The following is a 17,046-nucleotide window of genomic DNA, read 5'->3' as shown; positions in this document are numbered from 1 at the left end:
CCCGTTCCACCGGGCGCCCGCGGATAACACGGGTGACGCGGCGGACGGGGCCGTGGGACCATCGTGGGGTCGGCGTCGCCCGGGGCGGGGAATCCCACCGCGTCCCGGGACGTTGTCGCCCTTGACGGCAGTTTCCCGCCCCAGCGGCGGCGGGCCGGACCGTCAGCCGCATTCCTCATCGACGTAAGGATCCAATGACCTCCTCTTCTTCCCCTTCCCAGGACTCGAAGCGTTCCGAGAACACCCAGCGCTCCGCGCCCGCCTACGCCGACGGTCTTCGGGCCGATGCCCTGATGGAAGAGGACGTCGCCTGGAGCCACGAGATCGACGGGGAGCGCGACGGCGACCAGCTCGACCGCTCCGAGCGCGCGGCCCTGCGCCGCGTGGCCGGTCTGTCCACCGAGCTGGAGGACGTCACCGAGGTCGAGTACCGGCAGCTCCGTCTGGAGCGGGTCGTGCTCGTCGGCGTGTGGACCTCCGGCACCGCCGAGGACGCGGACAACTCCCTCGCGGAGCTGGCCGCCCTTGCCGAGACGGCCGGTGCGCTGGTGCTCGACGGCGTCATCCAGCGCCGTGACAGCCCGGACGCGGCCACCTACATCGGCTCGGGCAAGGCCCTGGAGCTGCGCGACATCGTCGCCGACTCGGGCGCCGACACCGTCGTCTGCGACGGTGAGCTCAGCCCCGGCCAGCTCATCCATCTGGAAGACATCGTCAAGGTCAAGGTCATCGACCGCACGGCCCTGATCCTCGACATCTTCGCCCAGCACGCCAAGTCCCGTGAGGGCAAGGCGCAGGTCGCGCTCGCGCAGATGCAGTACATGCTGCCGAGGCTGCGCGGCTGGGGCCAGTCGCTGTCCCGGCAGATGGGTGGCGGTCGCGGTGGCCTGGCCACCCGCGGTCCCGGTGAGACCAAGATCGAGACCGACCGGCGCCGCATCCGCGAGAAGATGGCGAAGATGCGCCGCGAGATCGCGGACATGAAGACCGGCCGCGACATCAAGCGGCAGGAGCGCCGGCGTCACAAGGTGCCCTCGGTCGCCATCGCCGGCTACACCAACGCGGGCAAGTCGTCGCTGCTCAACCGCCTCACCGGCGCGGGCGTCCTGGTCGAGAACGCGCTGTTCGCGACCCTGGACCCGACCGTGCGCCGGGCCGAGACGCCGAGCGGGCGGCTGTACACGCTCGTCGACACCGTCGGGTTCGTCCGGCACCTGCCGCACCACCTGGTCGAGGCGTTCCGCTCCACCATGGAGGAGGTCGGCGACTCCGACCTGATCCTGCACGTGGTCGACGGCTCGCACCCGGTCCCGGAGGAGCAGTTGGCGGCCGTGCGCGAGGTGATCCGGGACGTCGGCGCCACCGGCGTGCGCGAGATCGTCGTCGTCAACAAGGCGGACAAGGCGGACCCGTTGGTCCTCCAGCGGCTGCTGCGCAACGAGAAGTACGCCATCGCCGTGTCGGCCCGTACCGGCACGGGCATCGACGAACTGCTCGAACTGATCGACCGCGAGCTGCCCAGGCCCTCGGTCGAGGTCGTCGCGCTCGTTCCGTACACGCAGGGCCAGTTGGTCGCCCGCGCGCACACGGAGGGCGAGGTCGTCTCCGAGGAGCACACCGCCGAGGGCACCCTGCTCACGGCCCGCGTGCACGAGGAACTGGCCGCCGACCTGGCGCCGTACGTACCGGCACCGGCAGCCTGAGCACGGGCGGCCGCTCCCGACGGGGCGGCCCGCCGGGCTCGTTGACACGACGAGGGGCCCGGAGCATCCGTCACGGATGCTCCGGGCCCCTCGCCGTGTCCGGCTACTGCCCGGCGAACTCCTTGCTCACCGAGTCGTACACCTTCTTGGCCACCGGTCCCAGCCGCGGTCCCGCCAGCCAGCCCGAAGTCACCGGGCCGATCGAGGTGTTGGAGACCAGCGCGGGCTTGCCGTCGGAACCGGTCTCGACCCAGCCGCCGCCGGAGGAACCACCGGTCATGCTGCACCCGATGCGGTACATCGTCGGGGCCGTCGTGTCGATCGACAGCCGTCCCGGCTTGTCCTTGCACTGGTAGAGCGTCTGCCCGTCGTACGGGGGCGCGGCCGGGTACCCCGTCGCCGTGATGCTCGTGACGTCCGGGACCGCCGGGGCGGAGAAGTCCACCGGAAGCGCCGAACCGACCGTCTCCTCAAGGGACTTGCCGCCGTTGCCCGACTCCGGCGTGACGTGGATGACCGCGAAGTCGTACGGCGCCGCCGCCCCGCCCGTCGAACTGCCGCCGTCGATCCACTGCTGCGAGGTCAGCGCCCCGTCGCCCCACCAGACGCCGTACGGGGCGACCTCGTCCCGGGTGGCGTCCTCCAGCTCGGACGTCGATTCGCCCTTGTCGTTGTACGAGGGCACGAAGGCGATGTTGCGGTACCAGCCGCCGCTCTTGCCCGCGTGCACGCAATGGCCCGCCGTCCAGACCAGGTTGGACTTGCCCGGGTGCGCCGGGTCCTCCACGACCGTGGCCGAGCAGACCATCGTGCCCTCGGGGGCGTCGAAGAACACCTTGCCCGCCGTGGCCGCGTTGTCGTGGTACGCGGGACGCACGGCCTGCGCGTCGACCTTCCCCGGCTCGGGATCGGTCACGCCCTGGTCACCCGCGAGGTCGCTGGTGTCGACGCCCTTGTCCGGGTCGTCGGCGTCGCGCATCCGGGAAGGGCCCCACAGCCCCTTGATGATCGGGTTGATGAACTCGTCGGCCTCGCGCAGCCAGTCGTCCTTGTCCCAGTTCTTCCAGGCACCGCCCTTCCACTTGTCGATGTCGATGCCGTGTTCCTTGAGCTTGTCCCTGATGTCGTCCGGGATCTTGATCTTGCCGTCGCTGCTCGTGACCGGCTCCGGCGTGACGGACGCCTTGCTGTCGGTCCCGGAGTCGTCGGAGTTGCAGGCGGTGGCGGTGAAAGCCAGCGCGGACGCGAGAGCAACCGCGGCCAGCGCGGAAGGAGTTCCGCGACGCGCGCGCCGTGATCGGCGGGCTGCGCGGGTCGGCCGTATGAAGGGCATGCTCTGTTTCCCCCTGCTGTCAACGATGGTGGGCCTGGCGGGCGTTGTTCCGGCTCCGGTCCAACTGCCCTGCGGTGTCCGGGAACGGCACCACACCTTATGCGTTCGCTGTGGGTGGGCGTCGACGGAACAGCAACGGTTGCGTCACGGCAAGGATCTTGGACGGGCCCGTAACCCGGCGGCCCGCGCGCTGTTGATAAGGATCGGGGGGCCTGCCGCCTGCGCCCGGTCCTCGCACGACCGAACCGATCGCACACCGCGGGCCACACGCCGCAGGCCACTGACCCTCCGAGGAATCACCTTGAACGCCATCGCCGCATCCGACGGCTGTTCCCCCGCCCCCGCCCCCGTTTCCGCCCCGGCCTCCGCGCCCGATCCCGCCCCCGCCCCGGCGTGGCCGGCCGCGCCGGAGCTCAGCGCCCCCGGCCGGGCCGCCGCCCCGCGTCGGCACCCGGAGTCCGTGCCCCGCCAGCAGCGCAGGACCGCGCTCGCCGAGCGGCTCCACGGCCCCGACCCCGTGGAGCACCCCGACCCGCACACCGCGGCGCAGGCGGCGGCCGTGGAGAACCTGCTGCGCTGCTGGGTGCGGGAGACCGGGCTGCCCGAGCCCGAGCAGGGCACTCTGCGCGTGCCGCTCCCGGCCAGCGGTACCGCCCTCCTCGTCCCGGTCCGCTACTGGTCGCCCACCGGCCTGCACCGCTTCGGCCCCGCCCGGCTCGCGTACGCACCCGCCGACGCGGCGACGGCCGACGCGGTGACGGTGGCCGCCCTCCTCGGCCGCGAGACCCTCACCGCCCGGGGGGACGCGGCCGGACCCCCGAGCCGTCTCGCGGTCCACCAGGGAGCCCCGGCCCTCGACGCCCTGCCGGGCGCCGGGCTCGCGGACGTCGCCCCCGGTGCCGTCACCCGCGGGGACGTCACGGACCTCGCGGCCCGCGTCACCGACTCCGTACGCCGTACCGCCGTGTTCCTGCGCGAGCGCCGGGGGGACCGCACCGATTCGCCCGACCGCTTCCTGGCCGCCGAACAGGCACTCGTGCTCGGCCACCCGCTGCATCCCGCGCCCAAGAGCCGCGAGGGCCTCTCGGAGGCCGAAGGCCCGCTGTACTCACCGGAGTTGCGGGGATCCTTCGCACTGCACTGGCTCGGCGTCGACCCCTCCCTCGTCGCCGCCGACTCGGCCTGGACCGAACGCGGCCGACGCGTCCCCGCCGACCTCCTCGCGGCGCGGCCGGCCGCCGGGGCCGACATGCGGCTGCCCGCCGGGTTCACCGCCCTGCCGATGCACCCCTGGCAGCTCCGCGAGGTGCGCCAACGGGCCTCCGTGGCCGCCCTGTTCGACGCCGGGCTGCTGCGCGACCTCGGCCGGCACGGCGCTCCCTGGTACCCGACGTCCTCCGTGCGCACCGTCCACCGGCCGGACGCGCCGGCCATGCTGAAGCTGTCGCTGGGCCTGCGCATCACCAACTCCCGCCGGGAGAACCTCCGCAAGGAGCTGCACCGCGGGGTGGAGGTCCACCGCCTCCTGCGCGGCGGGCTGGCCCGCCGGTGGCATGCCGCCCACCCCGGCTTCGACATCGTCCGCGACCCGGCGTGGCTGGCCGTCGACGACCCCGACGGCGTCCCCGTGCCCGGCCTGGACGTGGTGATCCGGCACAACCCGTTCCGCCCCTCGGACGACGTGTCCTGCGTCGCCGGACTGGTCTCGCCCCGGCCGGGGCCCGCGGACGCCGGACCGGGAGCGCTGCGGTCCCGGCTGGCCGAGGTGGTCACCCGGCTCGCGGCCCGGACCGGACGGCCGCGCGGCGCGGTCGCCGCGGAGTGGTTCCTGCGCTACCTGGAGCACGTCGTGCGGCCCGTCCTCTGGCTGGACGCGGAGGCGGGCATCGCGCTGGAGGCCCACCAGCAGAACACCCTGGTGCTGCTCGACCCCGACGGCTGGCCGTGCGGCGGACGGTACCGGGACAACCAGGGCTACTACTTCCGCGCCTCCCGCCGCGCCGAACTCGACGCCCTGCTGCCGGGCATCGGCGGGCGCAGCGAGACCTTCGTCTCCGACGACGTGACCGACGAACGCTTCGCCTACTACCTCGCCCTCAACAACGTGTGCGGCCTGATCGGGGCGTTCGGCTCGCAGGGCCTCGCCGACGAGTGTCTCCTGCTCGCCGCCTTCCGCCGGTTCCTGGGCGAAGTCGCCTGCGGACCACGGGAGTTGCGCACGCCGCTGGCCGCCAGGCTGCTCGACTCGCCCACGCTGCGCTGCAAGGCGAACCTGCTGACCCGGCTGTGCGGCCTGGACGAACTCGTGGGCCCCGTCGACACCCAGTCCGTCTACGTCACCGTCGCCAATCCGCTGCGTGCCTGAACGCGCCCTCCCCGCAGCCCCGTTCGCCGACCGACCCTCCGTAGGGAGCCCGCACCGTGCAGCCCGCCGCCGCCCCCAGCACCGGTACCGACCACCGCACCGCCCCCGGACGCCCGCCCCTCCCCGGCGGCGACGGCGCGGAGCCGGCGGACGTCGGGGAGCCGCGGGGCGGCGAGGAGGACACCCTCGAACTCCTGCTGCCGCCGGGCGGGTTCGGGCGCCCGGCGAGCGGGACGGGCGCTGCGGACCTGCTCGACGACGTCGGCAACTGGGGCGAGGTGATCTCCGAGGCCGGTGCCCTCCGCCTGGTGCCGGTCGTCCCCGAACGTGAACTCGCCCTGCTGGCACGCTGGATGAACGATCCGGCGGTCGCCGCCTTCTGGGAACTGGACGGCCCCGGGAGCCGCACCCTCGACCACGTGCGCGCCCAGCTCGACGGCGACGGGCGCAGCGTGCCGTGCCTCGGGGTCCTGGACGGGCGGCCGATGAGCTACTGGGAGCTCTACCGCGCCGACCTCGACCCACTCGCCCGGCACTATCCCGCCCGGCCGCACGACACCGGCGTGCACCTTCTCCTCGGCGACGCCGCCGACCGCGGCCGGGGGCTCGGCACGGCGCTGCTCGGGGCCGTCGCGGCCCTCGTGCTGGACAGGCGTCCGGCCTGCACGCGGGTGGTCGCCGAACCCGACGTCCGCAACACGTCGTCCGTGGCCGCCTTCCTCGGCGCGGGCTTCCGCCGCTCCGCCGAGCTGGACCTGCCGGACAAGCGGGCCGCGCTGATGATCCGCGAACGGTCCGCCCGGCCCGCGCGGTGACATTCGCCGCGTCCGGCGGCCCCCGGCCGGACACCCGCGCCGTCCACCGGCGAGGCACCGCCCGGCGGGGACGGTGCGGGCGGCCCGGCCGGCCACCGTGCGTCGCCGTCACCTCACGTACCGCGTTCAGGGGGTTCCCGGGCTCCGTCCGGCGGTTGTCGGCGGCGGGCCGTAGGGTGGTCGCGCTATGACGAAGCCCTCACTCCCCGAACTCCTGCATGCTGCCGTCACCGCCGTCGGCGGCACGGAGCGCCCCGGCCAGGTGACCATGGCCCAAGCGGTGGAGGCGGCCGTCGACGACGGCTCCCATCTGCTGATCCAGGCCGGCACCGGTACCGGCAAGTCCCTCGGCTACCTCGTGCCCGCGCTCGCGCACGGGGAGCGCGTGGTCGTCGCGACCGCCACCCTGGCGCTCCAGCGGCAGCTCGTGGAGCGGGACCTGCCCCGCACCGTGGACGCGCTCCAGCCGCTGCTGCGCCGGCGGCCGGACTTCGCGATGCTCAAGGGCCGCAGCAACTACCTCTGCCTGCACCGGCTCCACGAGGGCATGCCGCAGGACGAGGAGGAGGGCCTCTTCGACCAGTTCGAGGCGGCGGCGCCCACCAGCAAGCTCGGCCAGGACCTGCTGCGCCTGCGCGACTGGTCGCAGGAGACGGAGAACGGCGACCGCGACGACCTGACCCCCGGCGTCTCGGACCGGGCCTGGGCGCAGATCTCCGTCTCCTCCCGCGAGTGCCTGGGCGCCTCCAAGTGCGCGTACGGCGCGGAGTGCTTCGCCGAGATGGCACGGGAGCGGGCCAAGCTCGCCGACGTCGTCGTCACCAACCACGCGCTGCTCGCCATCGACGCCATCGAGGGTGCCCCCGTACTGCCGCAGCACGAGGTGCTGATCGTCGACGAGGCGCACGAACTGGTCTCCCGGGTCACCGGCGTCGCCACCGGCGAGCTGACTCCCGGCCAGGTCAACCGGGCCGTCCGGCGCGCGGCCAGGCTCGTCAACGAGAAGGCCGCCGACCAGCTCCAGAGCGCCGCCGAGGGCTTCGAGCGGCTGATGGAGCTGGCCCTGCCCGGCCGCCTGGAGGAGATCCCCGAGGACCTCGGGTACGCGCTCATGGCGCTGCGCGACGCCGCCCGCACGGTCATCTCCGGCATCGGCGCGACCCGCGACAAGTCCGTGCAGGACGAGGACGCCGTCCGCAAGCAGGCCCTGGCCTCCGTGGAGAGCGTCCACGACGTCGCCGAGCGGATCACCAACGGTTCGGAGTGGGACGTCGTCTGGTACGAGCGGCACGACCGCTTCGGGGCGTCGTTGCGCGTCGCCCCCATGTCCGTGTCCGGGCTGCTGCGGGAGAAGCTGTTCACCGACCGCTCCGTGGTCCTCACCTCGGCGACCCTGAAGCTCGGCGGCGACTTCAACGGCGTGGGCGCCTCCCTCGGCCTCTCCCCGGAGGGCACGCAGGGCGAGGACGTGCCGCGCTGGAAGGGCGTCGACGTCGGGTCGCCGTTCGACTACCCGCGGCAGGGAATCCTGTACGTGGCAAAGCACTTGGCGCGTCCCGCGCGGGACAGCGACCGCGCCGACATGCTCGACGAACTCACCGAGCTGATCCAGGCGGCCGGCGGCCGGACGCTCGGCCTGTTCTCCTCGATGCGGGCCGCGCAGCTCGCCGCGGAGGAACTCCGTTCCCGCGTACCGGAGTTCCCGATCCTGCTCCAGGGCGAGGAGACGCTCGGCGAGCTGATCAAGAACTTTGCCGCCGACCCGAAGACGTGCCTGTTCGGCACCCTGTCGCTCTGGCAGGGCGTCGATGTGCCGGGCCCGTCCTGCCAGTTGGTGGTCATGGACAAGATCCCGTTCCCGCGCCCCGACGATCCGCTGATGAGCGCGCGGCAGAAGGCGGTCGAGGACAACGGGGGCAACGGGTTCATGGCGGTCGCCGCCACCCACGCGGCGCTGCTGATGGCCCAGGGTGCGGGGCGGCTGGTGCGGGCGTCCGCGGACCGCGGCGTGGTCGCCGTGCTCGACCAGCGGCTGGCGACGGCCCGGTACGGCAGCTACCTGAAGGCCTCGCTGCCCGACTTCTGGTACACGACGGACCGCAACCAGGTGCGGCGGTCGCTGTCCGCGATCGACGCGGCGGCGAGGGCGGAGGAGGCGGCCGCGGTGGCGGCCGGCGAGGAGGCGGCGCCGGTCGCCGCCGAGACCGTGGAGCAGGCGGACGCGGTGGGTGTCGAGGAGGAGGCGGGGGAAGAGACGGGGGTGCTCGCGGGGGAGTAAGGGGGGCGGGGCCGCGCCGGGGGTGTACGTCCTCGGACCGGTGCGGCTCGGCAAGGCCCTGGATTGTGACGGGGGTTGACGCACCGGCCGCTCCGGGCGCACACCTCCGGCACGTCCCCTCCTCGCCGTCGTCGGCTTTCCCCCGGAGGGGCTTCCGGTGAGGGCATGCGCAGGGCCCCGGAACCGGCGCAGTGGTTCCGGGGCCCGGTCTGGGGGGCGGGGTCAGACGCGGCGGAGTACGGCCACCACCTTGCCGAGGATCGTCGCGTCGTCGCCGGGAATGGGCTCGTAGGCCGAGTTGTGCGGGAGCAGCCAGACGTGGCCGTCCTCGCGCTTGAAGCGCTTCACCGTCGCCTCGCCGTCCAGCATGGCGGCCACGATGTCGCCGTTCTCCGCGACGGGCTGGCGGCGGACGGTGACCCAGTCGCCGTCACAGATCGCGGCCTCGATCATCGAGTCGCCGACGACCTTCAGCACGAACAGCTCGCCGTCGCCCACGAGTTGACGGGGGAGCGGGAAGACGTCCTCGACGGACTCCTCCGCCAGGATCGGACCACCGGCCGCGATCCGGCCGACCAGCGGGACGTACGACGCGGCCGGCTTGCCCGCGGTGTCCGTCGGCTGCACCGAGGCCGCCTGGTCGGAGCCGCGCACCTCGTAGGCGCGGGGGCGGTGCGGGTCGCGGCGCAGGAAGCCCTTGCGTTCCAGGGCCATCAGCTGGTGCGCCACGGACGAGGTGCTGGAGAGGCCGACGGCCTGTCCGATCTCGCGCATCGACGGCGGGTAGCCGCGCCGCTGCACGGAGTCCCGGATCACCTCGATCACCCGGCGCTGCCGGTCGGTGAGTCCCGAGCTGTCCGCACGGATGCCTGGAGGTCGGCCCGGCAGGGAGCGCTTGTGCCCCTCGGGACTCGTGGCTTCGTTCATCGCGTGTACCGGCTCCAGTCGGCCCTGGGAGCGGTCCTGGGCACTGATGGCGGCACTGTCTGCGGTGGTGGTCACGTCGGCCCCTCTCGATGGTCTCCCTGCTGGACAAACGGTAGTAGCTTTCGAAAGGTTGCGCCAAACACACGTTCGAGTGAAAAAACACGAACGGCCTGTCGCGATCACGCGTCCGGGTGTAACGCCCGTACGGTGCCCGGCCGGGCAAAAGGCCCATTGCTGTACTCTTCACCGCCGGGACGCGCCCCCTCGGAGGGGGCGCGGGGCCAGTCTGTCATCCGGCCCCGGGGCCGCCGCGCCCCGGATCCCGCTGTCCGCGCGCCCGCTGCGGGACGCTCACCGTATCTCCGCAATCAGGCCCCCGGGGCCCGGGGTGTTGCTGCGGCGAAGGGTGGCCCGCGCGGCCGTCGGCGCGGCCCCCCGGTGTGACGCGGGCGTTGGGCGCGTTCGGTGTGTTGCATGCGCCAATCCCCACATGTAGTGGTTGGATTGCCGCAGCGGCCCAGAAGTTGTGGTGACCCGGGTCCTGAGGCCCGAGAGCATCGCCTATGCTTGGGGCTGCTTCGAGGGGCCCGTGAGGTCTTTCGAGGCCATCGAGTCTGCTGTGAGGAGGGTTGGGAGAGCCATGTACTGCCCCTTCTGCAGGCACCCCGACAGCCGTGTCGTCGACAGTCGTACGACCGACGACGGCACGTCCATCCGCCGGCGCCGCCAGTGCCCGGACTGCTCCCGTCGGTTCACGACCGTGGAGACGTGTTCGCTCATGGTGGTCAAGCGGTCCGGGGTCACCGAACCGTTCAGCCGCACCAAGGTCATCAACGGCGTGCGCAAGGCGTGCCAGGGCCGTCCCGTCACCGAGGACGCGCTCGCCCTGCTGGGCCAGCGGGTCGAGGAGGCGGTCCGGGCCACCGGCAGCGCCGAGCTGACCACCCACGACGTCGGGCTGGCCATACTCGGCCCCCTCCAGGAACTCGACCTCGTGGCGTATCTGCGGTTCGCCTCCGTCTACCGGGCGTTCGACTCGCTCGACGACTTCGAGGCCGCGATCACGGAACTGCGGGAACAGGCACAGGAACCCGGCGCGGCCGACGGCGACGCGGACCCGGGGAACCAGGAAGACGACCGCGGACGCGGAGGGACCCCCGAGGTCCCCGTGCCCGCGGGTGCCGCCGACTGACGGCGGACGGCCCGGAGGCGTGTCCGGGCCCCGCCGTGCGGCGGCGAGAAGACCTGTCGCGGGTGGCAGCGAGGAAGACCCGCGACACATGACAGAGCACGTGCCACCGGGAACATCGGGGCACTTCAGGGCGTTTTCGCCCGTAGAGGGAGGCGGCATGACAGAGACGGCGAGCGGTCCGGCACGAGGTTCCCGTACCAAGGGCACCAAGAGCGCCAAGGGCCTGCGGATCGAGCGCATCCACACCACCCCCGGCGTGCATCCGTACGACGAGGTGGAGTGGGCGAGCCGGGACGTCGTCATGACCAACTGGCGCGACGGCTCGGTGAACTTCGAGCAGCGTGGCGTCGAGTTCCCCGAGTTCTGGTCGGTGAACGCGGTCAACATCGTCACCAGCAAGTACTTCCGCGGGGCCGTCGGCACCCCGCAGCGCGAGGTCAGCCTGAGGCAGCTGATCGACCGCATCGTGAAGACCTACCGGAAGGCCGGCGAGGACAACAAGTACTTCACCTCGCCCGCCGACGCCGAGATCTTCGAGCACGAGCTGGCGTACGCCCTCCTGCACCAGATCTTCAGCTTCAACAGCCCCGTGTGGTTCAACGTGGGCACCCCGCAGCCCCAGCAGGTCTCCGCCTGCTTCATCCTCGCCGTCGACGACTCCATGGAGTCGATCCTCGACTGGTACAAGGAAGAGGGCATGATCTTCAAGGGCGGTTCGGGCGCCGGCCTGAACCTCTCGCGGATCCGCTCCTCCAAGGAGCTCCTCTCCTCCGGCGGCAACGCCTCCGGTCCCGTCTCCTTCATGCGCGGCGCCGACGCGTCCGCCGGGACGATCAAGTCGGGCGGCGCCACCCGCCGCGCGGCCAAGATGGTCATCCTCGACGTCGACCACCCCGACATCGAGGACTTCATCCAGACCAAGGTCTCGGAGGAGGAGAAGATCCGCGCCCTGCGCGACGCGGGCTTCGACATGGACCTGGGCGGCGACGACATCACGTCCGTCCAGTACCAGAACGCCAACAACTCGGTCCGCGTGAACGACGAGTTCATGAAGGCGGTCGAGGCGGGCGGCAAGTTCGGGCTGCGCGCCCGGATGACCGGCGAGGTCATCGAAGAGGTCGAGGCGAAGTCGCTGTTCCGGAAGATGGCGGAGGCCGCCTGGGCCTGTGCCGACCCCGGCATCCAGTACGACGACACCATCAACGCCTGGCACACCTGCCCGGAGTCCGGCCGCATCAACGGCTCGAACCCGTGCAGCGAGTACATGCACCTGGACAACACGTCCTGCAACCTCGCCTCGCTGAACCTCATGAAGTTCCTCAAGGACGACGGCAAGGGCCACCAGTCCTTCGAGGTGGAGCGTTTCGCCAAGGTCGTCGAGCTGGTCATCACCGCGATGGACATCTCGATCTGCTTCGCGGACTTCCCCACCGAGAAGATCGGTGAGAACACCCGCGCCTTCCGCCAGCTCGGCATCGGCTACGCCAACCTCGGCGCCCTGCTGATGGCGACCGGCCACGCGTACGACTCCGACGGCGGCCGCGCCCTCGCCGGTGCCATCACCTCCCTGATGACCGGCACCTCGTACAAGCGCTCCGCCGAGCTCGCCGCGGTCGTCGGCCCGTACGACGGTTACGCCCGCAACGCGCAGCCGCACCAGCGCGTCATGAAGCAGCACGCCGACGCCAACACCACGGCCGTCCGCATGGACGACCTGGACAGCCCGATCTGGGCCGCGGCGACGGAGGCCTGGCAGGACGTGGTCCGCCTCGGCGAGACCAACGGCTTCCGCAACGCGCAGGCCTCGGTCATCGCCCCGACCGGCACAATCGGTCTCGCGATGTCCTGCGACACCACCGGCCTCGAACCCGACCTCGCGCTGGTCAAGTTCAAGAAGCTGGTCGGCGGCGGCTCGATGCAGATCGTCAACGGCACCGTCCCGCAGGCCCTGCGCCGCCTGGGCTACCAGGAGGAGCAGATCGAGGCGGTCGTCGCCCACATCGCCGAGAACGGCAACGTGATCGACGCCCCCGGCCTCAAGCCGGAGCACTACGAGGTCTTCGACTGCGCGATGGGCGAGCGTTCCATCTCCGCGATGGGCCACGTCCGGATGATGGCGGCCATCCAGCCGTGGATCTCCGGCGCCCTGTCCAAGACGGTCAACCTGCCGGAGACGGCGACCGTCGAGGACGTCGAGGAGGTCTACTTCGAGGCGTGGAAGATGGGCGTCAAGGCGCTCGCCATCTACCGCGACAACTGCAAGGTCGGCCAGCCGCTCTCCGCCAAGAAGAAGGAGGCGGAGAAGACCGAGGTGACCGCGCGCACCGAGGAGACGATCCGCTCGGCCGTCGAGAAGGTCGTCGAGTACCGCCCGGTCCGCAAGCGTCTGCCCAAGGGCCGTCCCGGCATCACCACGTCCTTCACGGTCGGTGGCGCCGAGGGGTACATGACCGCCAACTCCTACCCGGACGACGGTCTGGGCGAGGTCTTCCTGAAGATGTCCAAGCAGGGTTCCACCCTCGCGGGCATGATGGACGCCTTCTCCATCGCCGTCTCGGTCGGCCTCCAGTACGGGGTGCCGCTGGAGACGTACGTCTCGAAGTTCACCAACATGCGCTTCGAGCCGGCCGGCATGACGGACGACCCCGACGTGCGGATGGCGCAGTCGATCGTCGACTACATCTTCCGCCGCCTGGCGCTCGACTTCCTGCCGTTCGAGACGCGGTCCGCGCTCGGCATCCACTCCGCCGAGGAGCGCCAGCGCCACCTGGACACCGGTTCCTACGAGCCGGACCTGGTCGAGGAGGAGGTCGACGTCGAGGGCTTCTCGCAGTCGGCGCCGCTCGCCCCGGCCAAGGAGCTGAAGGCCGTCGTCACGCCGAAGGCCAGGACCGAGGCGGCCAAGCCCGCCCCGCAGCAGGCGCACACCAGCGCCGAGCTGGTCGAGATGCAGCTCGGCATCCAGGCCGACGCCCCGCTCTGCTTCTCCTGCGGCACCAAGATGCAGCGGGCCGGCTCCTGCTACATCTGCGAGGGCTGCGGCTCGACGAGCGGCTGCAGCTGAGCGGTTGACGTTCCGCGCCCGTAGGGCGTGAGGCGAACGCGGAGGGCGGTGGGACCGGATTTCCGGTCCCACCGCCCTCCGCGTTGCGTGGTGTTGGCGGGTTCGGCCCTCAAGGGCGCTGTTCGCGGCCCATGTTGCGGGTGAAGGTCGTCGGGTCGTCCTCCGAGCCCCGCATGTAGGGGTGGAACGTCCAGCTTCCGGCGCCCTCCCGCTCGAACTCGCCGACCGTGACGGCCGTCGAGCCGAGGAACGCGCCGAAGTCCTCCTCGGCCAGCACCGTGTAGCCCTCGCGGATGCGCACACCGGGGTTCAGGACGTTCACGAACGTCCGGTGCGTGGACTGCTGTTGGATCACGACGCCGACGACCACGCGCACGTACCGCTCGCCCAGCCGGTCCAGCTCCAGCGTCATGACCTCGTCCCAGCCGAAGCCCTTGCCGTCCTTGCTGTCGCGGTTCAGGTAGATCGTGCCGTCGGGCGAACGGCTGTCGAAGTAGACGAGGTAGGACGGATCGCCGTGCGAGTCGTCCGCCGTGTAGGTCGCCGCGACGATGTCGAGGTCGGTGTCCGGCTCACCCGCCGGACTGGGGTCCCACTTCAGCGCGACTTCGACCTTGCGGATCCCCTTGTTGAGGCCGTTCACCGGCTTGTCCCCTTCTCTGGATTCCCGCGTTCCCGCGTTCCCGGGACCCGCACCGGGACGGCCGTCGTGCGCCGACCGGTCCGTGTCCGCCGCGGTACCCCAACCACCGCGTGGCGGGGGCAACTTGACCATCGTGCCATGTACGCGTCGACGCTTGCGCGGAGCGCTCTGCCCGGGACAGTGACCAAGGCCACGCCCTGGGCCGTACGATGGCGCGGTGCTGGTCAAGTGGATTCGCTGCACCGTGGTCGACCGCCGCGGTTTCGAACGCGGACAGCGGAAGTGGGCGGGGCTGCCGGGGGAACCGGGCTTCCGGGGGCAGGGCGGTGGGTGGAGCCGGCAGCGGCCCGGTGTGGCCCACGTCTTCTCCTTCTGGGAGAGCCGGGCCTTCTACGACTCCTTCATGGCCCGCTCCCACGACCGGCTGGCCGCCTCCCAGGCCGGCACGTTCAAGGACGCGCAGGTCAAGCTGTTCGACCACCGCTTCGACGTGAAGACCGGCTTCGAACCGCGCTTCACCGAGAGCGACCTCGTCCGCGTGGCGCACTGCCGGGTCCACGAGGAGCGTGCCGAGCACTTCACCCTCATGCAGGAGAAGGTCTGGAACCCGGCGATGGCCGGTTCCCCCGGCATGATCCGCGGCCTGTTCGGCGAGGCTCCCGGCAACGAGTTCCTGGTGCTGTCGATGTGGCAGGTCGCCGCCGAACACGGCAAGTACCGCGCCGAGCGCGTCGAACGGCTCGCCCTGCGCGCCCAGACGGAAACCGACGTCGCCGCGCTCACCGGCGACATCGTGGAACTGGAGCCGAGCTGGACGGTCTGACCGGTGCCCGGGGCCGCCCGCGGTCCCGGACGGAGCCGTTCGCGAAGCCGGGGCCGAGGGGGAGGGCGTGGGCCCGTCCGTGCCGTCGCGCCGGCGTGTGACCTACGCCGTATGGAGGCCGCCCGAGTGCTCGTCGGGGCGTGTCCCGAACTAGGGTTCTTGGCATGGCACGACCACGGCGCATCGTCCTTGTCCGGCACGGCGAGTCCACCGGGAACCTCGACGACACCGTGTACGAGCGGGAGCCCGACCACGCGCTGCCCCTCACCGAGCTCGGCAGACGGCAGGCGGAGGCGACCGGCAGACGGCTGCGCGAGACCTTCGGCCACGAGGGCGTCAGCGTGTACGTCTCCCCGTACCGCCGCACCCACGAGACCTTCCACGCCTTCCACCTCGACCCCGGCCAGGTGCGCGTGCGCGAGGAGCCCCGGCTGCGCGAGCAGGACTGGGGCAACTGGCAGGACCGGGACGACGTACGGCTCCAGAAGGCGTACCGGGACGCCTACGGCCACTTCTTCTACCGCTTCGCGCAGGGGGAGTCCGGCGCGGACGTGTACGACAGAGTGGGCGGCTTCCTGGAGAGCCTCTTCCGCAGTTTCGAGGCCCCGGACCACCCGCCCAACGTGCTCCTGGTGACCCACGGCCTGGCCATGCGGCTGTTCTGCATGCGGTGGTTCCACTGGACGGTCGGCGAGTTCGAGTCCCTGTCCAACCCCGGGAACGGGGAGATGCGGATGCTCGTGCTCGGGGACGACGGCAAGTACGCTCTCGACCGCCCGTTCGACCAATGGCGGGACCCGTCGCCGTTCTGGGCCACCGGATGACGGGGACGGACACCGGGGCGACCGGTTCGGACACCGGGGCCACCGGTGCCGGTCCGCGACGAGGACACGACAGGAGCGGGAGCGGCACGATGAACACCGACGAGCGTCTGGACCGGGCGCTGGCCAGTCTGCGGGGGCTTGCCGTGGGCGACGCGCTCGGGTCGCAGTACTTCGTTCCGGCGAACCTTCCGCTGCTCAGGCGGCGCGAGGTGCCGGACGGTCCCTGGCAGTGGACCGACGACACCGAGATGGCCTGCTCGGTCGTCGCCGTGCTCGGCTCGCACCGGCGGATCGACCAGGACGCCCTCGCCCACGCGTTCGCCGACCACCACGACTTCGACCGCGGCTACGGCCCCGCCGTCAACCGCATGCTGCGCCTCGTCCGCGAGGGTGCCGACTGGCGCGAACAGGCCGCCGGGCTCTTCGACGGCCTGGGATCGTGGGGCAACGGGGCCGCGATGCGCATCGCCCCGCTCGGCGCCTGGTACGCCGACGACCCCGAACAGGCCACCCACCAGGCCGAGATCAGCGCCTACACCACGCACCAGCACCGCGAGGCCGTCGTCGGCGCCATGGCCGTCGCCGCGGCCGCCGCCATGGCGGGGACGCCCGGCGGCGCCCCCGCTCCCGACGCGCTGCTCGACGGCGTCGTCGCGCTGCTGCCGAAAAGCGCGGTCACCGCGGGGCTGCGGCGTGCCCGGGACATGCTCGACTACGCCGACCCCGCCACCGTGGCCGCCGTCCTGGGCTGCGGCCGCCGTACCGCCGCCCACGACACCGTGCCGTTCGCGTTGTGGTCCGCCGCGCGGTCGCTCGGAGACTTCGAGCAGGCGTTCTGGACGACCGCGCAGGTCGGCGGCGACGTGGACACGACGTGCGCCATCGTGGGCGGCGTCCTCGGCGCGGGTCCCGCCGGGGCGCCGCCGGCCGGCTGGGTGGGACAGACCGAGGCACTGCCGGACTGGGTGCCGGCGGCGGCCTGAGCGGGGCCGCGCCCGGCCGGCCGCGCGTGCGTCCCTGCCGCGGGCTCGGAGCCCGCGGCAGGGACGCGCGCGCGGTGACGACGCGCCGGACCGGTT

12 protein-coding genes are annotated in these 17,046 nt (G+C 72.1%); 9 read left to right on the top strand and 3 right to left on the bottom strand.

The genetic code is table 11. From position 1 onward, the window contains the following. Positions 1-194: 194 nt before the first annotated feature. On the top strand, positions 195-1,703 hold the full coding sequence (gene hflX / locus ACFZA0_RS27355; protein WP_391021743.1) for a GTPase HflX: 1,509 nt from the start codon (positions 195-197) through the stop codon (positions 1,701-1,703). Positions 1,704-1,806: 103 nt separating this feature from the next. Here the strand turns inward: hflX and ACFZA0_RS27350 are convergent, their stop codons facing one another. After that, positions 1,807-3,036: a trypsin-like serine peptidase gene (locus ACFZA0_RS27350; RefSeq protein ID WP_391021741.1), complete on the bottom strand. Its 1,230-nt coding sequence runs from the start codon at positions 3,034-3,036 to the stop codon at positions 1,807-1,809. 301 nt (positions 3,037-3,337) lie between these two features. Here ACFZA0_RS27350 and ACFZA0_RS27345 point away from each other — a divergent pair, with 301 nt between their 5' ends. The 3 genes from ACFZA0_RS27345 to ACFZA0_RS27335 all read left to right on the top strand — a co-directional run bounded on the left by ACFZA0_RS27345 (position 3,338) and on the right by ACFZA0_RS27335 (position 8,494). Beyond that, positions 3,338-5,401 carry an IucA/IucC family protein gene (locus ACFZA0_RS27345; protein WP_391021739.1) on the top strand — a complete coding sequence of 688 codons (2,064 nt, stop codon included), beginning with the start codon at positions 3,338-3,340 and terminating at the stop codon, positions 5,399-5,401. 56 nt (positions 5,402-5,457) lie between these two features. Beyond that, complete coding sequence (locus tag ACFZA0_RS27340) at positions 5,458-6,216, top strand: GNAT family N-acetyltransferase (RefSeq protein ID WP_391021737.1); 759 nt, start codon at positions 5,458-5,460, stop codon at positions 6,214-6,216. A gap of 187 nt (positions 6,217-6,403) precedes the next feature. Further along, a complete protein-coding gene (locus ACFZA0_RS27335; protein ID WP_391021735.1) occupies positions 6,404-8,494 on the top strand; it encodes a helicase C-terminal domain-containing protein in 2,091 nt (696 codons plus the stop codon). 222 nt (positions 8,495-8,716) lie between these two features. Here the strand turns inward: ACFZA0_RS27335 and lexA are convergent, their stop codons facing one another. Further along, positions 8,717-9,496 carry a transcriptional repressor LexA gene (gene lexA / locus ACFZA0_RS27330; protein WP_391021733.1) on the bottom strand — a complete coding sequence of 260 codons (780 nt, stop codon included), beginning with the start codon at positions 9,494-9,496 and terminating at the stop codon, positions 8,717-8,719. Positions 9,497-10,061: 565 nt separating this feature from the next. Between lexA and nrdR the strand changes: the two genes are divergently transcribed. Further along, positions 10,062-10,613 carry a transcriptional regulator NrdR gene (gene nrdR / locus ACFZA0_RS27325; RefSeq protein WP_391021731.1) on the top strand — a complete coding sequence of 184 codons (552 nt, stop codon included), beginning with the start codon at positions 10,062-10,064 and terminating at the stop codon, positions 10,611-10,613. 157 nt (positions 10,614-10,770) lie between these two features. After that, positions 10,771-13,677 carry a vitamin B12-dependent ribonucleotide reductase gene (locus ACFZA0_RS27320; protein ID WP_391021729.1) on the top strand — a complete coding sequence of 969 codons (2,907 nt, stop codon included), beginning with the start codon at positions 10,771-10,773 and terminating at the stop codon, positions 13,675-13,677. 109 nt (positions 13,678-13,786) lie between these two features. On the opposite strand, the gene ACFZA0_RS27315 is transcribed toward ACFZA0_RS27320, so the two are convergent. Next, the gene (locus ACFZA0_RS27315) at positions 13,787-14,320 is read right to left on the bottom strand and encodes a TerD family protein (protein WP_391021727.1); all 534 of its coding nucleotides are present in this window, start codon (positions 14,318-14,320) and stop codon (positions 13,787-13,789) included. A 217-nt stretch (positions 14,321-14,537) separates the two neighbouring features. Between ACFZA0_RS27315 and ACFZA0_RS27310 the strand changes: the two genes are divergently transcribed. The 3 genes from ACFZA0_RS27310 to ACFZA0_RS27300 all read left to right on the top strand — a co-directional run bounded on the left by ACFZA0_RS27310 (position 14,538) and on the right by ACFZA0_RS27300 (position 16,950). Then, positions 14,538-15,143 carry a DUF4937 domain-containing protein gene (locus ACFZA0_RS27310; RefSeq protein WP_391021725.1) on the top strand — a complete coding sequence of 202 codons (606 nt, stop codon included), beginning with the start codon at positions 14,538-14,540 and terminating at the stop codon, positions 15,141-15,143. A 164-nt stretch (positions 15,144-15,307) separates the two neighbouring features. After that, a complete protein-coding gene (locus ACFZA0_RS27305) occupies positions 15,308-15,967 on the top strand; it encodes a histidine phosphatase family protein (protein WP_391021723.1) in 660 nt (219 codons plus the stop codon). Positions 15,968-16,056: 89 nt separating this feature from the next. Then, the gene (locus ACFZA0_RS27300) at positions 16,057-16,950 is read left to right on the top strand and encodes an ADP-ribosylglycohydrolase family protein (RefSeq protein WP_391021721.1); all 894 of its coding nucleotides are present in this window, start codon (positions 16,057-16,059) and stop codon (positions 16,948-16,950) included. Positions 16,951-17,046 lie beyond the last annotated feature (96 nt).

Origin of the sequence: Streptomyces sp. NPDC008150, from assembly GCF_042956945.1 — a bacterium.
In the GTDB taxonomy this organism is placed as follows: Bacteria; Actinomycetota; Actinomycetes; order Streptomycetales; family Streptomycetaceae; genus Streptomyces.
Note: the sequence above shows the minus strand (reverse complement) of the source record. Positions and strands in the feature narration are given on the sequence as shown.

Coding starts and splice junctions, on each gene's coding strand:
- hflX (WP_391021743.1), top strand. CDS start 195: ATGACCTCCTCTTCTTCCCCTTCCCAGGACTCGAAGCGTTCCGAGAAC.
- ACFZA0_RS27350 (WP_391021741.1), bottom strand. CDS start 3,036: ATGCCCTTCATACGGCCGACCCGCGCAGCCCGCCGATCACGGCGCGCG.
- ACFZA0_RS27335 (WP_391021735.1), top strand. CDS start 6,404: ATGACGAAGCCCTCACTCCCCGAACTCCTGCATGCTGCCGTCACCGCC.
- nrdR (WP_391021731.1), top strand. CDS start 10,062: ATGTACTGCCCCTTCTGCAGGCACCCCGACAGCCGTGTCGTCGACAGT.
- ACFZA0_RS27320 (WP_391021729.1), top strand. CDS start 10,771: ATGACAGAGACGGCGAGCGGTCCGGCACGAGGTTCCCGTACCAAGGGC.
- ACFZA0_RS27305 (WP_391021723.1), top strand. CDS start 15,308: ATGGCACGACCACGGCGCATCGTCCTTGTCCGGCACGGCGAGTCCACC.
- ACFZA0_RS27300 (WP_391021721.1), top strand. CDS start 16,057: ATGAACACCGACGAGCGTCTGGACCGGGCGCTGGCCAGTCTGCGGGGG.